Source organism: Lysobacter sp. TY2-98 (assembly GCF_003367355.1).
Classification (GTDB): Bacteria; Pseudomonadota; Gammaproteobacteria; order Xanthomonadales; family Xanthomonadaceae; genus Cognatilysobacter.
In genome coordinates this window covers 2,211,445-2,232,487 of record NZ_CP031413.1, presented here as the reverse complement: position 1 = coordinate 2,232,487, position 21,043 = coordinate 2,211,445, and the positions used below count along the sequence as shown (strand labels likewise).

The 21,043-nt window shown below is 68.6% G+C and carries 15 protein-coding genes and 1 riboswitch; of the genes, 9 read left to right on the top strand and 6 right to left on the bottom strand.

Translation table 11 applies throughout. From position 1 onward, the window contains the following. Positions 1–61: 61 nt before the first annotated feature. The 3 genes from DWG18_RS10805 (at position 62) to DWG18_RS10795 (ending at position 2,978) form a co-directional block, all read left to right on the top strand. The gene (locus DWG18_RS10805; protein ID WP_115647193.1) at positions 62–1,996 is read left to right on the top strand and encodes a hypothetical protein; all 1,935 of its coding nucleotides are present in this window, start codon (positions 62–64) and stop codon (positions 1,994–1,996) included. Next, positions 1,993–2,376, top strand: coding sequence for a GtrA family protein (locus tag DWG18_RS10800; RefSeq protein WP_115647192.1), 384 nt, complete (start codon positions 1,993–1,995; stop codon positions 2,374–2,376). Before DWG18_RS10805 ends, DWG18_RS10800 begins: the two co-directional genes overlap by 4 nt. Before the next feature lie 110 nt (positions 2,377–2,486). Next, positions 2,487–2,978, top strand: coding sequence for a hypothetical protein (locus DWG18_RS10795; RefSeq protein WP_115647191.1), 492 nt, complete (start codon positions 2,487–2,489; stop codon positions 2,976–2,978). A 39-nt stretch (positions 2,979–3,017) separates the two neighbouring features. On the opposite strand, the gene btuB is transcribed toward DWG18_RS10795, so the two are convergent. The 3 genes from btuB to DWG18_RS10780 all read right to left on the bottom strand — a co-directional run bounded on the left by btuB (position 3,018) and on the right by DWG18_RS10780 (position 6,084). After that, positions 3,018–4,847 carry a TonB-dependent vitamin B12 receptor gene (gene btuB / locus DWG18_RS10790; RefSeq protein WP_115647190.1) on the bottom strand — a complete coding sequence of 610 codons (1,830 nt, stop codon included), beginning with the start codon at positions 4,845–4,847 and terminating at the stop codon, positions 3,018–3,020. A 122-nt stretch (positions 4,848–4,969) separates the two neighbouring features. Next, a riboswitch (cobalamin riboswitch) is annotated at positions 4,970–5,192 on the bottom strand. Between the two features lie 33 nt (positions 5,193–5,225). Beyond that, positions 5,226–5,591: a TfoX/Sxy family protein gene (locus tag DWG18_RS10785; RefSeq protein ID WP_115647189.1), complete on the bottom strand. Its 366-nt coding sequence runs from the start codon at positions 5,589–5,591 to the stop codon at positions 5,226–5,228. Positions 5,592–5,595: 4 nt separating this feature from the next. After that, entirely contained in the window at positions 5,596–6,084 is a 489-nt protein-coding gene (locus DWG18_RS10780; RefSeq protein WP_115647188.1) for a GAF domain-containing protein, read from the bottom strand. A 218-nt stretch (positions 6,085–6,302) separates the two neighbouring features. Here DWG18_RS10780 and DWG18_RS10775 point away from each other — a divergent pair, with 218 nt between their 5' ends. Continuing rightward, on the top strand, positions 6,303–7,484 hold the full coding sequence (locus tag DWG18_RS10775) for an efflux RND transporter periplasmic adaptor subunit (RefSeq protein WP_115647187.1): 1,182 nt from the start codon (positions 6,303–6,305) through the stop codon (positions 7,482–7,484). A gap of 6 nt (positions 7,485–7,490) precedes the next feature. Beyond that, a complete protein-coding gene (locus DWG18_RS10770) occupies positions 7,491–10,643 on the top strand; it encodes a multidrug efflux RND transporter permease subunit (protein WP_115647186.1) in 3,153 nt (1,050 codons plus the stop codon). Between the two features lie 644 nt (positions 10,644–11,287). Here DWG18_RS10770 and DWG18_RS10765 read toward each other — a convergent pair. Further along, positions 11,288–11,743, bottom strand: coding sequence for a phasin family protein (locus tag DWG18_RS10765; protein ID WP_115647185.1), 456 nt, complete (start codon positions 11,741–11,743; stop codon positions 11,288–11,290). A 237-nt stretch (positions 11,744–11,980) separates the two neighbouring features. Then, positions 11,981–12,343, bottom strand: a complete 363-nt coding sequence (queD, locus tag DWG18_RS10760; protein WP_115647184.1) for a 6-carboxytetrahydropterin synthase QueD — start codon at positions 12,341–12,343, stop codon at positions 11,981–11,983. 90 nt (positions 12,344–12,433) lie between these two features. Between queD and DWG18_RS10755 the strand changes: the two genes are divergently transcribed. The 3 genes from DWG18_RS10755 (at position 12,434) to DWG18_RS10745 (ending at position 17,334) form a co-directional block, all read left to right on the top strand. Beyond that, complete coding sequence (locus tag DWG18_RS10755) at positions 12,434–16,093, top strand: PAS domain S-box protein (protein ID WP_115647183.1); 3,660 nt, start codon at positions 12,434–12,436, stop codon at positions 16,091–16,093. Positions 16,094–16,175: 82 nt separating this feature from the next. Further along, positions 16,176–16,454 carry a hypothetical protein gene (locus DWG18_RS10750; protein WP_115647182.1) on the top strand — a complete coding sequence of 93 codons (279 nt, stop codon included), beginning with the start codon at positions 16,176–16,178 and terminating at the stop codon, positions 16,452–16,454. Positions 16,455–16,581: 127 nt separating this feature from the next. Next, the gene (locus DWG18_RS10745; RefSeq protein ID WP_115647181.1) at positions 16,582–17,334 is read left to right on the top strand and encodes a hypothetical protein; all 753 of its coding nucleotides are present in this window, start codon (positions 16,582–16,584) and stop codon (positions 17,332–17,334) included. On the opposite strand, the gene DWG18_RS10740 is transcribed toward DWG18_RS10745, so the two are convergent. Next, entirely contained in the window at positions 17,335–17,619 is a 285-nt protein-coding gene (locus tag DWG18_RS10740; protein ID WP_115647180.1) for a hypothetical protein, read from the bottom strand. Positions 17,620–17,832: 213 nt separating this feature from the next. On the opposite strand from DWG18_RS10740, the gene DWG18_RS10735 reads away from it, so the two are divergent. Then, positions 17,833–20,757: a DUF2135 domain-containing protein gene (locus tag DWG18_RS10735; RefSeq protein ID WP_240318514.1), complete on the top strand. Its 2,925-nt coding sequence runs from the start codon at positions 17,833–17,835 to the stop codon at positions 20,755–20,757. Positions 20,758–21,043 lie beyond the last annotated feature (286 nt).

The following is a 21,043-nucleotide window of genomic DNA, read 5'->3' as shown; positions in this document are numbered from 1 at the left end:
TCCGACAACTTCACCCTCGACGCCCGGCGTCCCTGTCCAGCGCCGCCTCGTCGAGGCGGGCATGCTCGCGTGCGCGCTGGGATTCGTCGGCCATCGCATGTGGCAGTGGTTGCCGGCCGCACGCTTCGGCGAGTCGCTGGTGCTCGCGCTGCTGTGGCTCGCGCTCGCATGGGGCGTGGCGCGTGTTGCCCGACGCCGCGTCGCGGACGGCATCGCACTGGTCGGACTCGTTGCGCTGGTGACGATGGCAGGCCCGCTGCCGGTGCTTGCGACGGCGCTGCTGGTCGCGGCGGCGATCGGGATCGGCACCTGCCTGATCGACGACGTCGCGACGGCGTTCGTCGTCGGTGCCGCAGCGATCGCGGGTGTCGTTGGCTGGCTGTTGCCGTTGCCGATCCATTCGACGTGGCTGTATGTCGTTGTGCTTGGCGCGATCACGGTGCTGCGCCGACGCGCCGTGCGGGCCGCCGTCCAGACCGGTTTCCACGACTGGCGCGCGTCGCTTGACGCCGCGCCGCGTGCATGGAGCGCGGCGGCACTCGCGGTCGCGCTCGCGTCCGCGGGGACGTGGCTGCCGACCCTGCAGTACGACGATCTCGCCTACCACCTCGGCCTGCCGTGGCAGCTGATGGAACACGGCCGCTATGCGCTGGATGCGTCGCAGCAGGTGTGGGCGCTGGCGCCGTGGGCCGGCGACGTGCTGCAGGGTCTCGCGCAGCTGATGGCGCGGCAGGAGGCGCGCGGCGCGGTCGATGCGGTGTGGCTGCTGGCGATCGCGATCGGGGCGTATCGACTCGCCGCGTCGCTCGGCGCCAGCGCGACGATGCGTGCCCTGGCCGTGGCGATGGTCGCGACGCTGCCGCCGATCGCCGCACTCGCCGGCAGCATGCACACCGAGTTGCCGGCCTCGGCGGCGCTGCTCGCACTGGCGACGCTGGCTGTTGCGCCGCGCGACAGTCGTCGCGCACTGATCGCGATCGCGCTGCTCGCCGGTTTCCTCGCTGGCCTCAAGTCGATCCATTTCGTCGCGGGCCTGCCGCTGGTCGCGCTGGCGGCGTGGCGACATCGACGTGGCGCGCGCGCGAACACCTTCGCCGTCGCAGCATTCGGATTTCTGCTCGTCGCCGCCTCCAGCTACACCTACGCCACGTTGACCTGCGGCAACCCGGTACTGCCGCTGCTCAATGGTGTCTTCCACTCGCCGTGTTTCGCGACGACCAATTTCGAGGATCCGCGCTGGCACAGGGTCGCCGGCGTGCCGTTGCCATGGTCGATGACGTTCCTGACAAGCGCGCATCTCGAAGGCTGGAACGGCGGCCTCGGCTTTGCGCTGATTGCGCTGTCCGGCGCGGCCATGGTTGCGCTGATCGACCGCCGCACCCGCGCGCTCGCCGCGTGCGCGTTGTTCGCCGTGGTGGCGCCGATGGCGCTGATCGCCTACGCGCGCTACGTCGTGCCCGGCCTGGTCGTGCTCGTACCGATCGCGGTGGTGGCAATGGCGAACGTGCTGCCGCCGTGGCGGGCGGCGCTGCTCGGCATCGCCCTGTGCGCGCTCGATCTCGCGTTCCAGGCGAACGCGCACTGGATCCCGCACACCGGCGGCATCAAGCGCGCGCTGGTGGCGGGTGGCCGCGATGCGCCGCTGTTCGCGCGCTACGCACCCGAGCGCCTGGCGATCGAGCGGCTGCGCGTGCTCGCGCCTCAGGCGACGGTACTCGACCTCGGCGCAGCGACGCACGCTGAACTGGCCGGCCGTGGCCGCACCACCCTCTGGTACGCGCCGTCGCTGAATACGGCGGCGCTCGGGGCGGACCGCGACCCCACCGGCGCGACCTGGGCGGACCTGCTGCGCGATGCCGGCATCGATGTGGTGCTCATGCGCACAGCGGACGCCACGCCCGCGCGGCGCGCCGGGCTGGTCCAGTCCGGCGCCCACCCGCTGCTGACCGTCGGCCCGGTAGAGTGCTGGCGTTTGCCCCGACCCGGAACCCGATGAGCCTCAGTCGACAGAGCCGCGCCTACCTCACCATCGGCCTGATCCAGTGGCTGGTCGACTGGGCGGTGGTGGTGGCGCTCAGCCACGCCGGCATGACCATCGAGATCGCGAACGTGATCGGCCGCATCGCCGGGGCGCTGCTCGGCTTCCGCATGAACGGGCGCTTCACCTTCGGCGACGGCGACACGGCGCCGGGCGGCCCGCAGTTCACGCGTTACATGGTCATGTGGGTGTCGACGACCATCGTCAGCACGTGGTCGCTCGGCGCGATCGACCAGTACGTCGGCCTGCACTGGGCGTGGCTGGCGAAGCCGGGCGTCGAGTTCGTGCTCGGCGTGATCGGCTTCCTGCTGTCGCGCCACTGGGTCTATCGACCCTGACGTTCGTCGCGGCTCGGTCCGCGCATCGCAGTTCGCTCCTTTCGCACCTCCAGTCGACCGCGAACCGGTCGATAGACGAGGCATGGCCGAAGGGTGATCGGAGGTCCGCGATGGTCGAGCTGCGTCGAGGTGCGCCCGCCGAACTGTGGCAGGCGCTGGTGCATGAGGCGGGCGAGCGCGCGGGCTGCGCACTCGACGAATCGCGCGAGAGCTATCTCGTCTTCGTGCTGTTGCGGCATCAAGGCGATGGCCAGCTGCTCGCACGCACGCAGGCGCTGGAGTGGCTGCATGCGCAATCGCTCGGCGGACGCATGCAGGAAGACGCATTGCGCGATGTCGGCGATCGCTGTCTGTTGATCGCGGGGCTGCATCCCGCGCTGGCGCAGCGCCGCCATGTCGACGTGCGCTATTTCATCGACATCGGGCGCAGTGCGTATCGCGGTGTCGCGGAAGTCGGCCGATCCGCGTATACGACGCTGTTCGCGCAGCTCGCCGAGAGTTACGGCGAACTGGTGCACACGCTGCGCGCACTTCGGCCGGAAACACCAGCCATCAGCGATGCTCGCCTTGGGCGGCTCGTCGCCGCACCGGGTTACCACTGACGCGATCGCCGACCTCCGTCGGCGATCGCGTCGCATCGATCACGGCGTAGGCGCGTAGCGCAGGGTGACGAACAGGCCGCGACCCGGCTGGCGGTAGTACTCGACCGTCTCGTAGGTGCGGTCGAACATGTTCTCCAGGCGCGCCTGCAGGCGGAGCGCTGGCGTGAATGCGTATTCGGCGCGCAGGTCGAACGTCGCATACGCACCGAGGCGGCGCGTGTTCGCCAGGTCGTCGTAGCGCGCGCCTTCGCCCGCGGCGGTCACGCCGAAGCGGAACGCACCGAATTCGCGATCCACGTCCAGGCGTGCGCTCTCACGCGCGCGACGCGGCAGGTCGAGCGACGCAGCGCTGCTGCGATTCTCCGGATCGACCCAGCTCACGCTGCCTGCCGTCGTCCAGCCGGCGAACGTCGCATGACCCGACAGCTCAGCGCCGCGCATGCGTGCGCGATCGATGTTCTCGGGGCGGAACGACACCGCGCTGTAGGAGATCAGGTCGTCGACGTGCGTCTGGTAGAGGTCGAGTCGCGCACCGGCGGTGTCGGTGTCCCACGCAAGCCCCGCTTCGATCGAACGCGACTTCTCCGGGCGCAGGTCGGGATTGCCGAAGCCGAACGGGTAATAGAGCTCATTGAACGTCGGTGCCTTGAACGCCGTGCCGCCGCCGAGTGTCACGCGCCAGGAAGGTGCGAATTCGTAGCCGAACGCGAGGTTCCCGGTGGAATGCCCGCCGAACTGTTCGTTGTCGTCATGACGTGCGCTGGCCTGCACGTCGAACGCACCGAAGTCGCCCTGGTACTGCAGGAATGCCGCGCGGTCGATGCGCTGCTTGAGTACGTAGTTGGTGGTGCTGCTGACCTCGTCGCGCTGCCATTCCGTGCCGGCGCTGATGCGCTGGCCCGCAGCGACCGTGAAGTCCCCCTGCAGCGATGCGGTGTCGCGATTGCTCGCGAAGTCGCCCAGGAAGCTGTCGTCGTGGAAGTTGTCCGACGCGTCGCGATTACGACCGGCCTGCAGACGCAGCGATGCGTTCGTCGACGGCGTCCACGTCACGCCACCGCCGACGACCTGCTGCACGACCTTCGAACGGTTGTAGAAGCCGTCGTATTCGTTGTCGCCTTCCGCGCGCATGGCGCTGGCGTCGGCCTTCCACGCGTCGTTGAACGCCACACCGCCACGCACCGACAGCGCGTCACGGGTGTAGCCGTCGCGATCCGGCTCATCGGCGAAGCAGCCGGCGAAGATCGGGAAGCCCGCGCCGCGGCACGAATCGAACCCGCGCGTTTCCTGGTGCGAATAATCCGCACCGACCCACCCCTTGCCGACGCGACCACCGAAACCCGCGCTCGCCTCGTAGGTGTCGCGGCTGCCTGCGCCGATGGCCATGCGCGGCGCGAGCGCACCGGTGTCGCGCTTGGTGAAGATCTGGATGACACCCCCGATCGCCTCGCTGCCGTACAGGCTCGAGCGCGGGCCACGCACGATTTCGATGCGGTCGATCAGCTCGACCGGAATGTCCTGGAACGCGACCAGGCCCGAAGTCGCCGAACCCATGCGCACGCCGTCGACCAGCACCAGCACGTGGTCGGACTCGCTGCCGCGCATGAAGATCGTGGTGAGCTTGCCGAGGCCGCCCTGGTTGCCGATCGAAATGCCGGCGCGGCCGCGCAGCAGGTCGGGCAGCGAGCGTGCCTGGCTGCGTTCGATGTCTTCACGATCGATGACTTCGACCGGCGCGAGCACGTCGCGCACGGCGACCGGCGCGCGGTTGGCGGTGACGACGACGCGGTCGAGCGTGGACGCTTCGTCGGCGAACGCGGGCGTGGCCAGCGACGCGGCGATGGCGAGGGTAATGAGGCGATACGTCATTGCGGTACTTCTCCGGCGTGCACGACCCCACGTCGTGCGGTCATAAGGAATCGCGAGGAGAAGGCGGAAGCGGGACGACGGCGCAGCGACGCGACGTAGGCCGCCACAATGCCCTCCGCATCGCAACCAGTCGACGATCGGGCCGGTCTCCGGACTCGCGAGTGGATGCGGATTCGCATCCCTCCGAGGCGCCTTCCCGTGACGTCACGTCACAGTGGCCGATGCCGCGGATCGACTCGCTTACCGTTGCGGGGGCAGTGCCGGGCTGGCGCAGCGCGCGTCACCGGCTTCCCGTTTCAACCTGCGGCGATCAACCGCCAGGTCACCCGAAAGCGGCGCGAAGTCTACGGGAAAGACGGGCCCGGCGCGCGGGCCGCGTCAGAACGAAAGCGCATCAGGCGCTTCGGCCTCGTCGTGCGCCTCATGCGCATCGCCCATCGTCGTGGTGACTGCTGAGGCCGGCGGCATGCGCTTGGCCGACGGCAGCAACGCCGCGCCGGCTTGTGCTTCCGCGGCAAGTTGCGCGCGGCGGTCGGGATCGACCTGCTGCCAGTGGCAGCCGATCATCGCGCCTTCCAGCGCATACAGCAGATTGAGGCTGGGCTTGAAGCCGGCGCGCTTGACGCGCAGGAACGCCTCGACCGGACCGATCGCGTTGACGTCGTCCCACGTGCGCAGCCCGACCTGGCGCAGCCATGCCGCGGACTTGCCGCCGATGTTGAGGGCCTTGGGCGCGTCGGTCATCGCATCAGCCCAGCGACGCGACGAACGCGTGCGCGATCGCCTCGAGACCGCGTTGGTCGTCGACGTCGAAACGGTCGGGTTCGGGGCTGTCCAGATCGAACACGCCGATCAGCGTGCCGTCGTTCGCGATCAGCGGAATGACGACTTCCGAACGCGACGCGGAATCGCAGGCGATGTGTCCCGGGAATGCATGCACGTCGGGCACGCGCTGCGTCTCGCGCGTTGATGCCGCCGCGCCGCAGACGCCCTTGTCGAGCGGAATGCGCACGCACGCCGGCAAGCCCTGGAACGGGCCGACCACGAGTTCGGTGCCGTCGAAGAAATAGAAGCCCACCCAGTTGAGCGATGGCAATGCGTTGTAGACGAGCGCGGAGATGTTCGCCGCATTGGCGATGCGATCGCGCTCGCCATGCAGCAGGCCCTGCGCCTGCTCCAGCAGTTGCGCGTACTGCTCGGGCTTGGCGCCGGTGAGCGTGGAAGCGGTAAAGGTCATGCGCGAAGTCTAGCGCGCGATGTTTCGGCCGGATGCGCCGCTTCAGTGCGTTCTCTGTCTCATGCATGCAACCGCCGCAGCGACCGTGCGTCGCCTGTCCTGATCCGACATGACTTTTCGCCCGGGCAGCCGCTTTGGCCATAGCTATACTCCGCGGTGCACAAATTGGCCCTGCCGCCCGCGACGTCGCGTCGCCCCCGACCCGGAGCCCTCCCCGCATGACCTCCACCACGCGCCTCATCGTCGCGGCCGGCGTCCTGTCGCTCGGCCTCGTCGCCTGCAAGAAGGGCGGTGACGCATCCCAGCAGGGCCCGGGGGGCGCGATGCCGCCGGCGGAAGTCGGTGTCGTCGAAGTGCGCCCGCAGTCGCTGCCGGTGAGCAAGGACCTCGTCGGCCGCCTAGCGCCGTTCCGCAGCGCCGATGTGCGCGCACGCGTGACCGGCGTCGTGCAGAAGCGTCTGTATGAGGAGGGCGCGGACGTGCACGAAGGCCAGGTGCTGTTCGTGATCGATCCGTCCGAACTGCGTGCGGCGACCAGCCAGTCGCAGGCCGCAGTCGCGCAGGCCGAAGCCACGTACACCACTGCGCGCGCGACCGCCGAACGCGCGCGTCGCCTCGGCCCCACGCAGTACATTTCCAAGGCCGATCTCGACAACGCGCTCGCGGCCGAGCGTTCCGCCGCCGCCGCCGTGCAGCAGGCGCGCGCCGCGCTGGCGAGTTCGCGCATCAACCTCGGCTACTCGGAAGTGCGTTCGCCGATCTCGGGCCGCGCCGGTCGTGCGCAGGTCACCGAAGGCGCGCTGGTCGGGCAGGGCGGTGCGACGCTGCTCGCGACGGTCGACCAGATCGATCCGCTGTACGCGAACTTCTCGATTTCCGTCGCCGAACTCGACCAGCTGCGTCGTGGCGAAGGCAAGGGCGAGCCGGCCGATCGCGACGTGCAGATCGTGCTGCCCGACGGCACCGTCTACGCGCAGCGCGGCACGCTCGACTTCGAAGGCAGCGTCGTCGACCCCGCAACGGGCGCGGTGTCGCTGCGCGCGCGCGTGCCGAATACCGAACGTCGCCTGCTGCCGGGCACCTACGTCGGCGTTCGCGCGACGCTGGGTCTGCAGAATGCGGTCTACCTCGTGCCGCAGGCCGGCGTACTGCGCGATGCGCAGGGCGCGTACGTCTACGTCGTCGGTGCCGACAACAAGGTGGTACGCAAGGATGTCGGCGCCGATACGCAGCAGAACGGCAAGTGGGTGGTCGACCACGGCCTCGCACCGGGTGATCGCGTAATCGTGTCCGGCATCCAGCGCGCGCAGCCGGGTGCGCAGGTCAAGGCGACGCCGTGGACCGAAGGCCCCGCCGACGCGAAGCCGGCGGCCGCTGCTCCCACCGCGCGCAAGGGCTGATTCGCCATGTCCCGCTACTTCATCAACCACCCCGTATTCGCGTGGGTGATCGCGATCATGGTGGTGATCGCGGGCCTGCTCTCGATCCGCGGCCTCGGCGTCGAGTCGTATCCGAACATCGCACCGCCGCAGGTCGGCGTATTCGCGAGCTATCCGGGTGCGGACGCGCAGACCGTCGAACGCGCGGTCACGCAGATCATCGAACAGCAGCTCACCGGCATCGACGGACTGGATTACTTCAGCGCGTCGTCGAGCCAGGGCTCCGCCTCGGTCAACCTGACCTTCAAGCCCGGTGTCGATCCCGACATCGCGCAGATGCAGGTGCAGAACAAGGTCTCGCAGGCGACGCCGCGCTTGCCATCGGACGTCACGCGCAACGGCATCACCGTTGCGAAGGCCAATTCCGGCTTCCTGTCGGTCGTCGCGCTGAAGTCGTCCGATCCCGCGATCGGCAAGGACCAGCTGTCCGACCTGCTCGCATCGACTGTCCTCGACCAGATCTCGCGCGTACCCGGCGTGGGCGGCACGCAGCTGTTCGGCGGCGAATACGCGATGCACATCTGGCTCAACCCGGACAAGCTGCAGGCCTACGGCCTGTCGGCGAGTGACGTGCTGAGTGCGGTGCGCGCGCAGAACGTGCAGTTCTCGGCGGGCCAGGTCGGCGGTGAGCCGTCGCCCGACACGCAGATGTTCACGGCGACGGTCGCCGCGGAAGGTCGCTTCTCCACGCCGCGGGAGTTCGAGAACATCATCCTGCGCTCGGACCCGAATGGCGCGACGGTCCGCCTGCGCGACGTCGCGCGCGTCGAGATCCTCGGCTCCGCGCACGGCTTCGACCTCAAGTGGGACGGCCAGCCGGCCGCGGGCTTCGCCGTGCAGCTCGCGCCGGGCGAGAACGCGCTCGCGGTCGCCGCTGCGGTCAGGGAGCGCATGAACCAACTGCAGCCCAGCTTCCCCAAGGGCGTGCAGTGGTTCTCGCCGTACGACAGCTCGGACTTCGTGCAGATCTCCGTCGACGAAGTCATCAAGACGCTGATCGAGGCGATGGTGCTCGTCTTCCTCGTGATGCTGCTGTTCCTGCAGAACATCCGCGCCACGCTGATCCCGACGCTGGTCATCCCAGTCGCGCTGCTCGGCACGTTCCTGGGCATGAAGATCCTCGGCTTCACGATCAACCAGCTGTCGCTGTTCGGCATGGTGCTGGCGATCGGCATCGTGGTCGACGACGCGATCGTGGTGATCGAGAACGTCGAGCGCATCATGACCGAAGAAGGTCTGTCGCCGCGCGAGGCGACGTACAAGGCCATGCAGCAGATCACCGGCGCGGTCATCGCGATCACGCTGGTGCTCGCCGCGGTGTTCGTGCCGTCGGCGCTGCAGTCGGGTTCGGCGGGCGCGGTGTATCGCCAGTTCGCGCTGACCATCGCGATGGCGATGCTGTTCTCGGCATTCCTCGCATTGGGCTTCACGCCTGCGCTGACCGCGAACCTGCTCAAGCCGAGCGCGCATCACGACAAGCGCAATCCGATCTTCCGCGGCTTCAACCGCGTTTACGACCGGATGGCGAAGACGTACGTCGGCCACATCCGCAGCGCCGTGCAGCATGCACCGCGCTGGATGGCGGTGTTCGCCGCGCTCGCGCTGCTGACCGGCTTCCTGTTCTGGCGCATGCCGGGCTCGTTCCTGCCGGAAGAAGACCAGGGCTACGCGCTGGCGATCGTGCAGTTGCCGCCGGGCGCGACGCTGCGTCGTACCGAAGCGGTGTTCGACCAGATGCGCGAGTCGGTCAAGAAGATCGACGGCTTCGACGGCATGATGCAGGTCGCCGGCTTCTCCTTCATCGGCCAGGGCGAGAACGTCGGCATGGCGTTCATCAAGCTCAAGCCGTGGGACGAGCGCAAGATCACCGCGACCGAATTCATCCAGCAGGCCAACGGTGCCTTGTTCCCGATCCGCGACGCGCAGATGTTCGTCATCAACCTGCCGACGGTGAATGGCCTCGGCGCGTTCGGTGGCTTCGACATGTACCTGCAGGATCGCAGCGGCCAGGGCCGCGAAGCGCTGCAGCAGGCGATGGGCACGCTGCTGGCGAAGGCGGGGCAGGACAAGACGCTGGTCGGCGTGCGTCCCAACTCGCTGGAGCCGTCACCGCAACTCAAGCTCGACGTCGATCGCGTGCAGGCGCAGGCGATGGGCTTGTCGGTCGGTGACATCTACAACGCGATCCAGATCATGCTGTCGCCGGTGTACGTCAACGACTTTTTGCAGGGCGGGCGCGTCAAGCGCGTCACCATGCAGGCGGACGCGCCGTATCGCACCGGGCCCGAGTCGCTGTCGCACTTCTATACCCCGGCGCCGGGCACCACGACGAACGGAACGCCGGCGATGGTGCCGCTGTCGAACGTGGTGCATTCGAAGTGGACCGTCGCCGAACCGTCGCTCACCCGTTACAACGGTTTCGCCGCGGTGGAGATCGTGGGCTCGCAGGCGCCGGGCAAGAGCTCGGGCGAAGCGATGAAGGCGATGGAAAACATCGTCAACAACGACCTGCCGCCGGGCTTCGGCTACGACTGGGCCGGCCAGTCGCACCAGGAAATCCTGTCGGGCAGCCAGACCACGATGTTGATGGTCCTGTCGATCGTCGTCGTGTTCCTCTGCCTCGCGGCGCTGTACGAAAGCTGGTCCGTGCCGGTGTCGGTGCTGCTGGTGGTGCCGCTCGGCGTGCTGGGTGCGATCGTGCTGTCGATGATGCGCGACCTGCCGAACGACATCTATTTCAAGATCGGCCTGATCACGGTCATCGGTCTCGCGGCCAAGAACGCGATCCTGATCATCGAGTTCGCGATCGCGGAGCGTCAGCTCGGCAAGCCGTTGCGTCAGGCGGTGGTGGAAGCAGCGAAGCTGCGACTGCGGCCGATCCTGATGACGTCGTTCGCCTTCATCATGGGCGTGACGCCGCTGGCGATCTCGACCGGTGCAGGCGCCAACTCGCGGCATGCGATCGGTACGGGTGTCATCGGCGGCATGTTGTTCGCGACGTTCCTCGGGTTGCTGCTGATCCCGGTGTTCTATGTCGCGGTGCGGCGTGTGCTGGGTGATTCGCTGGACGAGCCGCCGAAGCTCGATCCGAATGATGCGCATCACCGCATTCCGCTTTGATGTCGAGGACGTGATTTGAGTGGAGAGGGCGCCTTCGGGCGCCCTTTTCTTTTGTTCGGGGTGATCGCGATGGGAGCGATTGCCTTTGCTTCTGCGTGCTGTGCGCCGCCGCTGCATGAGTGCAGGAGCAAGGGCGTTTCGTGCGCCGAAGCGCCCGAGTCACTTTTTTTTTCTTTGCTGGTTCAAAAAAGTAACCGAAAGAAGGCACCGTCCTCGACGGATCTACCGCTCGCGACGTGGACGTTCCACACGATCCGCACACTCGCCATCCTGGCTCGGGTGCGGACGGCGCGCGTCCTGCGCGCCGCCCTTCGGGTCTCACGGTTGGCGTCGCAGTCGAGGTGGCCCGATTTTGCGATGGCGCGCTCGTCCGCTGTTCGATGGGCGCGATGGCCAGGCTTTACGTCGTGCGTCGTGAAACCACGCGTCCATTCCCAAAGCCGCAACAAGCGATACGGCCGCACGCGCCCATGCCGGATGTCGTGTTGCTGGCCGCGGCGAGTTCTGTCGCCGCCGACGCCATGCGCGAATGCGTCGCCTTGCCACGCTCGGTTTCGACGCGTCGACGCCGCAATCGCAGACACAAAAAAACCCGGCAGCGTGAGCGGCCGGGTTCGGGTTCCAGTGGGAACTGGAGAGAGAACTTACTTGCCGGGCTTGCCCGCGGCGGCGTTGACCGTCTGCTCGGCGGTCTTGGTCGCGCCCTTGGTGGCCTGCTCGAACTGGTCCTGCGCCTGGCGAACGGTCTCGTTCGCGCTGCGGGCGGCAGCTTCGAACTGGCCCTTGGCGATCTGGGCGACCGACTCCTGGACCTTCACGAAGCGGCCGAGGACGTCCTGGCCCGTGGTCAGGGCGCGCTCGACGTTCTCGCGGGCGACCTGCGCACCGCGCGGCCAGAGGTTCTTGGCGCCGTCGAAGTCACGGACGTCGGTGGCTTCGCCGAAGAAGGCGAGGGTGGCCGAGGCGCGCTCTTCGATGGCCGAGAGCTGCAGGCCGACGATGGCCTCCGCGTTCTCGAGGGCGAGGCGGTTGATGCGGGCGGCGGTGTCGGCGAACTGACGGGTGGCCGCGGCGAACTGCTCGTTGAACTGTGCGTACATGGCGGGCTCCTAGGCCGAATCGGCCGAGACTGCGTGGATGGTGCGTTGCAGCATATGCCCGTCCATTGTGCAGTGCAACAACCGCTCGTCGGCCGTTGTAGGGCTTTCAGGGACGTGAGCGGCCGCGTCGGCTTCAGCGGCCGGAACGGAATCAGGCACCGCGCCGTAAAGCGTCCAGCCCACGCACCAAGAGCGTCCGTCGTGAGCGGCAGGTCGCGCGGCGGCCGGCGTTAGGTGTCAGACGCCCGGGCCGCGGTAGCGGCATCCCGACGTGCAGGTCTCATGGACCACGACTTCCGACAGCAGCGGCAGCTCGGGCTTGAGCCGGTCCCAGATCCAGGCAGCGAGGCGCTCGCTGGTCGGGTTGTCGAGGCCCTCGACGTCGTTGAGGTAGTGATGGTCGAGCTGGTCGTAGAGCGGTCGGAACGCGGCCTTGAGGTCCGCGAAGTCCATCACCCAGCCCGTTTCGAGACCGGGCTCTCCCGAGACGTGGATCTCCACGCGGAACGAATGGCCGTGCAGGCGCGCGCACTTGTGGCCCGGCGGCACGTTGGGGAGCCGGTGCGCCGCCTCGAGGGTGAAGACTTTGAAGATGTCCATCGTCGCCATTGTACGGGCGGCCTTTCCGGCCGGCTGGGCGGCGGCAGGGCTCTGCTAACGTAAGGTCGTCGCGGCTTCGACCGGTACCACGTGTCCGATTCCGTCCCGAGCAACGTGTCGGTCCATCGCCGCCTCGTCTCGCGGTTGCCGACCGCCTGGACGACGCTCGTGGGCTGCCTGCTGCTTGCCGCGGTCTATGCCCCGCTCGCCTTCGCCAGCCTGCGCTGGGGCATGACCCGCGGCGTCGCCTCGCCGATGTGGCCGGCGGCGGGCGTGGCGCTGGCCGCATTCGTCCTGCGTGGGCGCCGGCTTTGGCCGGGCGTCGTGCTGGGCTACGTCGTCGGCGCGCTTCTCAATGCCTCGCCGAGCCCGCTTTGGGTACTGCTGATCGTCGCAGGCGGCAACGCGGCGGCGGCGATCGTCGGCCAGATCATCCTGGAACGCACCCGCTTCAATCCATCGTTCGAAACCTTCCGCGACTTCGTGCTGTTCGCGCTGGTGTCGGCGTCGATCGCCGCGCTCTCATCCACCATCGGCTCGCTCGCGATCGCCGCGCCGCTGCATCTGGATTCCGATCGCGTCTGGCTGATGTGGAGCCACTGGTATCTCGGCGACGTCACCGGTGTGCTGATCGTCGGCACGATGCTGCTCGCCTGGGCGCGCGGTGGCTGGCCGCGCACGATGCGCTGGTGGACGGAGTTCGCGGTCTGCCTCGCCATGTCCGCAGCGATCGCCGCCTACGTATTCCTCAATCGCGGCGAGCGCATGTACACGTTCCTCGTGTACTGCCCATTGATGTGGGCGGCATTGTCGCTGCGCCTGCGCGGGGCGAGCGCCGCCTGCCTGTTCATCGCGCTGACCGCGGTCGCGGGGACGACGCTGGGCTACGGGCCCTTCGCATCGCTGGAGGTGAATGCGCGCTACCTCGACCTGCAGGTCTTCATCGCGGTGATGGCGGCGACCACGCTGGTGCTCGCGGTCGTGGCCGACGAACGCCGCGCACAGCACGCACTGATGATGAGCGAGACGCGGCTGCGTCTTGCCCTGGAAGCCTCCGACACCGGGCTGTGGAAGATCGACCTGCGCACCGGCCGCATGACCTTCTCGCCCGAATGCGCGCGCGTCACCGGCATCGACGAACGCGCGATCTCGCACACGCGCGAGGGCGTGGCCACGCTGCTGCATCCAGATGATCTGGTGCGGATGCGCGCGACGCTGGCCGATGCGATCGAGCGTCGCGTGCTGTTCGAAAGCCAGTTCCGCGTGCGCCGACCCGACGAAAGCGAGCTGTGGATCGAGGCCCGCGGCCGGGCGCTCTACGACGCCGACGGCCTGCCCAGCTCGATGCTAGGCACCATCAGCGACATCACCGAGCAGCGTCGCAACGAGCGTCGCCTCGCCGAACAGGCGAGCCTGCTCGACCTGACCAGCGACGCGATCCTGATCCGCGATCTCACGGGCCGCATCACCTACTGGAACGACAGCTCGGAGCGTCTGTACGGCTACCGCCGCGACGAGGCGATCGGCCGCGTCGCACGCGACCTGCTGCGCACGCGCTTTCCAAAATCGCTCGGCGATATCGCGCGCACGTTGCTCGATCGCGATCGCTGGGAGGGCGAAGTCGTGCACTACCGCAAGGACGGCGAGCCGCGCACCATCCACGCGCGCTGGGTGCTCACGCGCGATGGCACTGGCCAGCCGCAGTCGGTGATGCAGACGCATACCGACATCACCGATCGCAAGCGTGCCGATCTTGCGGCAGCATTTCTCGTCCACCTCGATCGCCACATCGCGCAGGCATCGAGCGCCGACGACGTCGCCGACATCGGCCTGCGCCTGCTCGGTGAACACCTCGGCCTGCTGCGTTGCACGTTGTCGGACATCGACATCGAGCAGGGCGTCATCCGCACGTTGCACGAATGGACCGACGGCGCGCCGCGCGTTTCCGGAACATTCGACGCGCGCGAATTCTTCACCAGCGAACTCGGGGCGACGCTCGCGTCCGGTGAGTCGGTCGCGATCCGCGACCTGCGCAGCGATCCGCTCACCGCGCAGTTCGCCGACAACTACGGCCCCTACGGAACGGTCGCGCTGGCGGCGACGTCGTACGTGATCGAAGGTCGCCTGGCCGGCACGCTCACCGCCGCCGCGGGCGAACCGCGCGATTGGCGCAGCGACGAACTGCAGCTGCTGCGCGAAGTCGTCGCGCGCCTGTGGCCAGCGATCGAGCGCGCGAAGTCCGTGTCGGCGCTGCGCGAGTCCGAAGCGCGCTTCCGGCAGATGGCCGACATCACGCCGATGATGGTCTGGGTGGCCGAGGCCGACGGACGCTGCAGTTACGTCAGCCGGCGCTGGACCGAGTTCACCGGACGCGCGCCCGAGACGGAGCTCGGCTACGGCTGGAAAGACGTCGTGCATCCGGACGACCTGCCGGCCTACTCCGACACCGTCAGTGACGCGGCGAACGCGCAGCGTGCATTCGCCACCGAATACCGCGGGTTGCGGTGGGACGGCGCCTGGCGCTGGCTGCACGTCTCCGCGCGCCCACGCTTCGGGGCAGCCGGCGAATTCCTCGGCTACGTCGGCGCGGTGATGGACGTCACCGAGCGTCGCGATGCCGAGGACGCCCTGCGCGAAGCCGATCGTCGCAAGGACGAGTTCCTCGCCACGCTCGCGCATGAACTTCGCAATCCGTTGTCACCGATCCGCACCGGCCTGCAGGTGCTCAATCGCACCGAGGATGCGGAAACCGCTCGACGCACCCGCGCCATGATGGAGCGGCAGCTCGGACACATGGTGCGGTTGATCGACGACCTGCTCGATGTATCGCGCATCACCAGTGGCAAGGTGGTACTGCAGCGTGATCGCATTTCGCTGCAGGATGCGGCGCACGCCGCGATCGAATCGGCGCGACCGATGATCGAAGGTGCACGCCACCACCTGCATGTCGACCTGCCGTCGGCACCGCTGTGGATCGATGCCGACCCGACACGCATCGCGCAAGTGATTTCGAATCTGCTCACCAACGCGGCCAAATACACGCCCGATGGCGGTGAGGTCAGGCTGCGCGTCTTCGAATGCGACGGTGCGGCCTGCGTGTCGGTGGCGGACAACGGGCTGGGCATTCCGCCCGACGCGCTCGGCGCGGTGTTCGGCATGTTCGCGCAGGTGAACCGAACCCTGGATCGCGCGCAGGGCGGCCTCGGCATCGGCCTGGCGCTGGCGCGACGCCTCGTCGAGATGCACGGCGGATCGATCGTCGCGGACAGCGAAGGGCTCGGTCGCGGCAGCACCTTCGTCGTGCGTCTGCCGCTGGCGGTCGACCACCCGGCGCTGCCGGGCGCCGACACGCACGTGTCCCCGATGGCGTCGCGCCGCCGCGTGCTGGTGGTCGACGACAACCAGGACGCGGCCGAGACGCTGGGCATGATGCTAGAGCTGGATGGCCACGCGACCTGCGTCGCCTATTCCGCGCTCGACGGCCTGCGCCTGGTCGAGGAGTTCCGTCCGGAGATCGCGTTCCTCGACATCGGCATGCCGGTGATGAACGGCTACGAGCTCGCGCGCCGCCTGCGCGGGCGCGCCGACGGTGAGGGCATGATGCTCGTCGCGGTGAGCGGCTGGGGCGGCGAAGCCGACAAGCAGGACGCCGCCGACGCCGGCTTCGACCTGCACCTCACCAAGCCGGTGAGTGTCGAAGCGATACAGGCCGCGATCGCACGCGCCCGGAAGCTCGCGATCGCGGGCTGACCCGCAGTCGTCACGCCGTGTTGATCCCGATTTCATGGATCGCTGAGTAGAACCGAACGTGTCCCCGCCGAGCTCTTTCGCCATGTCCGCCACGACCCTGTCGTCCGATTGGACCCTGGATCCCGCCCACGCCACCGCCACGCACAGCTCGGGCGTCACCGTGGTGGCACTGCGCGGCAACGGGCGCGGGCGCTATCGCGCCGTGCCATTGCCGGACACGCTTCCCGCGCCGGGCCCGGGGCTGACGGACGACGACTGCGAGTTCGTCGCTCGCTTGGTCGGCGAGCGCGTGCGTGAAGGCGCGCGGCTCCTGCTGGACCTCATGAAGCGCGGGCACATCGAAGGCGCGACCCTGCACTGAGGATCGCGACGCCGCGCACTCCGCGCGGTCATCACTGGGTATACACTCCGGACTGTGCGCGCCATCACGGTCCGCGCCCGCATGCCTGAGGGGGCAGCTGCGGGCGCCGCGCAACCCAGGAGTCGAAGTGACGTCCCAGCAGCTCCAGACCGCGGCCGATGCGACCGAGGGGAGCGACCTCGACCCGGTGGGTCGGGTCGATCGGGAGATCATTCGCCAGGTCGACCTCGACCGCGCCACCGCGCTCATCGAGCGTCGCAGTGCCTCCGGCCTGCTCGACGAGCTGGCGGGCATCGTGCAGTCGCTCGAAGTCGCCGACTCGCGCACCGTGCCGCGCCGCGGAACGATCGTGGGGCGCCTGCTCGGCCGCGACCTGTCGGCCCAGGCCCGCGCGCGCCAGGCCTACGAACACGTGCGCATCCGGTTGCAACTGGCCGAGCGCCGCGCCCACGACGTGCTCGCACACGTTCGCGAACTCGACGAGGCCAGCACCCACATCGCCCGTCAGCGCGCGCGTCTGGCCGAGACCGCCGAACGTGGGCGCGAAGCGTTCGACGCGTTCGCCTGCGAGAGCGGGGCACGTCCCGATGCGATGGGGCGTCGTCTCGACCACCTCACCCTGCTGCTGAGCTCGTGGGACATCGCGATCGCCCATCTGCGTCTGGTGCGTCAATACGACGAACTGCTGCTGGCGCGCTATGCGCACGTGCGGGACGTGGTCGTGCCGCAATGGCTGCGCCGCGCCGATGCCGCGCTGGCCGACGACGAGCACGACGGTCCGCCGCCCGGCGAACCGCTGCGCGAGGCGCTGGAAGTGCTGCTGCAGGTGACGGCTCCGCAGCCCGCGGTGTTTCCGCGCGCGGAGGACGTGCGCGTCTGATCAGCGGGTCGGACGGTCCAGGGTTTCGCGTGACTCGCGCGAAGCTCGCGGCTGCCGATGGCCCTCGGACGGATGATCGACCACCGCGGGGGGCGACCCCGCGACCGGCGAGGTCATTGTCCACACACGCGTGTCCAACGCGCCGAGCGCCGCCAGACCCGGCATCAGCGCGAGCATCGAAAGTCCGGTGTCCGCGGGCATCGGCATTGCGCGGCTCCCCAGCGCCGCGCCCATCGCCGCCGCGGCGAGGCCGCACATCATCAGCATTCGTGGATTGCGAACCATGCGGGCCTCGCAGGCGGGGATTCGAGCCTTGCATGGCGGAGCTGCACGCAATGTCGAGGCGAAGCCCCACGTGCGTGGTCGTTCATCGGCGTCGTGTCGGGGACGGGTCTGGCGCGTCAGGGCTGCGGGCACGCACCCAGCCCAAGCGGCTGTAACCCCGCGCGGTGGTCGGGTACGTTGTAGCCGGGGACAATCAACGGAATCCGAAACGCCATGCGATCGCTCGTCGCTCTGCTTGCCTGCGCGCTCGCCGCCATGCCCTGCCTCGCGCAGGCACAGCGGGACCTCACCGCACCGCTGGTCTCGACCGGCGAACGCAATGCACCGGTGCGCCTCGAGCGCGCCGCCATGTCGGTCGAACAGGCCGGCGGCACCGTCCGTACCACGCTCGACATGACCTTCCGCAATCCGTCGTCGCGAACGCTGGAAGGCAATCTCGACTTTCCCTTGCAGCCGGGTCAGCAGGTCGTCGCGTTCGCCCTCGACGTCAAAGGCACGCTGCGCAACGCGGTACCGATCGAGAAGCAGCGCGGCCGGCAGGTACTCGAAGCGATCGAGCGTCGCGGTGCGGATCCTGGCCTGCTCGAGCAGTCGCAGGGCAATCATTTCCGTCTGCGCATCTACCCCTTCGTGCCCGGCGGCCAGCGCAGCGTGCGCATCGTCCTGTCGGAGGCGCTGCCCGCGGGTGGCGCGACGGTGCGACTGCCGACGGCTTTCGCCAGCGGCATCGACACGCTGCCGCTGACGGTGCGTGCCACCGACATGCCGCGCATCGAAGGTGCATTGAAGACGCCGGCATTTACCCGCCACGGGCGCGGCCGTTACGAGACGACGCTGCGCGCCGGTGATATCGCGCGCGGTCGTGTCCTGCGCCTCGCGTTCCCGAAGGTCGCGACACCGCTGGCGCAGGTGCAGAGCTGGCGCGGCGATCGCTACTTCGCAGCCGACGTGCCCGTCACGCTGCAGCCCGAAGCGCGTGCGTTGCCGACGAAGATGGTGCTGCTTTGGGACAGTTCGGCCTCCGGCGCGCGGCGCGCACACGACCTCGAATTGCAGCTGCTCGACGCCTACTTCCATTCGACGCGTTCGATCGACGTCGACCTCGTGCGTTTCCGCGACACCACCGAAGCACCGGTGCATTTCGCCATCCGCACCGGCGACTGGAGCGCACTGCGAGCGGCGCTGGAATCGACCGTCTACGACGGCGCGACCACGCTGCGCGGCTGGTCGCCGCCCGCCGACGCCGGCGAAGTGCTGCTTTTCAGCGAAGGGCTGTTCAACTACGGCGACATCACGTTTCCCGCATTCGATGCACGCCAGCGTCTCTACACCGTGCGCGCTGGCGTTGCCGGTGACGCCGGCCGCCTGAAGGCGCTCGCCGAAGCACGCAACGGCGTCGCGATCACGCTCGATTCCATTCGCGACCTTGCGGCCGCGCGCGACGAACTGCTTCGCGACCTGCCACGCATCGCGCGCATCGACGCATTGGGCGCAGCGGACGTCGTCGCCGAATCGATGGTCGTGCGCGACGGCGTGTTGCGCCTCGCCGGCCGACTCACCGATGCGGACGCGCGCGTCACCGTCGATGTCGTGCGCGGCGCCACGCATGAGCGCGTGGACGTTCCCCTGGCAACCGCTGTCGAAGGGGAAGCCGCGGCGCCGCTCTGGGCGCAGTACAGCGTCGCCCGCCTGCTGGAGGCCCCGGAGCGCAATCGCGCCGCGATCGCGAAGATGGGCGCGGACTTCAGCGTGGTGACGCCCGGCAGTTCGCTGATCGTGCTCGAGAACGTCGAGGACTACGTGCGCTATTCGATCGCGCCGCCGGACGAACTGCGTGCGGACTACAACCGCCTCGTCGCCGAGGAGGCGGCCCAGCGCGACGAAGCCCGCGCGAAGCAACTCGACTCGGTGCGCACGCAGTGGAAGCAACGCGTCGAATGGTGGTCGATGAAATTCCCGAAGGGCGCGCCGCCGAAGCCGAAGGCCGAGCGCATCGCGAGTGCTGCGGCGGTGGGCACGCCACCGCCACCGCCGGCCCCGATGGCCGCGCCGGAGCCGCCTGCCGAAATGAGAATGATGGAAGCGGCGGCCGCCAATGAGCGCGCCGCACAGGAGCGCGCCTCCAGCGCCGCGGAGGCGCAGGACAGCCAGCGCCGCGAGGCGGCGTCGCTGGATCGCGTCGCGGTCACGGGCAGCCGCCTGCGGGCCGACGCCGAGTCCGGTGCTACGGAAATCGGCGTCCAGCTACAGCCGTGGACCCCGGACTCGCCGTTCGCGCGACGCATCCGCGGTCTCGACGCCGATGCCGCGTACGCCGCCTATCTCGACGAACGTGCGCGCGCCGAACCCGGCACCGCGTTCTATCTCGACGTCGCCGACGCGCTGTTCGAACACAAGCGTGCCGATCTCGCGCTGCGCGTGCTGTCCAACGTCGCCGAGATGGAACTCGACAATCGCCATGTGCTGCGCGTGCTCGGCTATCGCCTGATGCAGGCGGGCCGTGCCGACCTGGCCGTGCCGGTGCTCGAGCAGGTGCTCGCGATGAGCGACGACGAACCCCAGAGTTATCGCGATCTCGCGCATGCCTACGCCGCGATCGGTGATCGCCAGAAGGCGGTCGACCTGCTGTACGAAGTCGTCGCCGGCACGTGGGACGGTCGCTTCCCGGGCATCGAAATCACGGCGCTCGCCGAACTCAATGCACTGGTCGCGACATCGCCGAAGCCGATCGACACGCACCGCATCCCGGCGGATCTCGTCCGCAACCTGCCGCTCGACCTGCGCGTCGTCCTCAGCTGGGACGCCGACAACAGCGACATGGATCTCTGGGTCACCGATCCGAACGGCGAGAAGGCGTACTACGCGCACCGCACCACGTACCAGGGCGGACAGATGTCGCCCGATTTCACCGGCGGCTATGGGCCGGAGGAATTCGCACTGCGTCTCGCCAAGCCGGGCAAGTACAAGGTCGAAGCCAACTACTTCGGCGACCGCCAGCAGGTGGTGACCGGTGCGACCACGCTGCAGCTGTGGCTGAGCACGCACTTCGGCACGCCGCAGCAGAAGGACCAGCGCGTCACCCTGCGCCTGCGTGATCGCAAGGAGACGATCTTCGTCGGCGAGTTCGAGGTGAAGTGATCGTGCGACGGCCGCGTCGTGCTGGCGCGGCCGTTCTGCGGGTGTGGATCGGCGAGGCGGGGCGGTTGATGACGATGCGGTGCGTTCGCTCACCGTCATTCATGCGCCGATATTCGGAATCGCAGTTTTATCGACGTGTGTGTCGACGGCAGGCGCAGTCAGTTGACGCGTCGGTGCTGGTTGATCCATGCGCGCTGGTGACGCACCGCCGCTGTCACCGCATCGCCAGCGCGAACGCCGCGACGAGATTGGCGAGCGCGAACGCGATGCCGAGGCCTATCAGCAG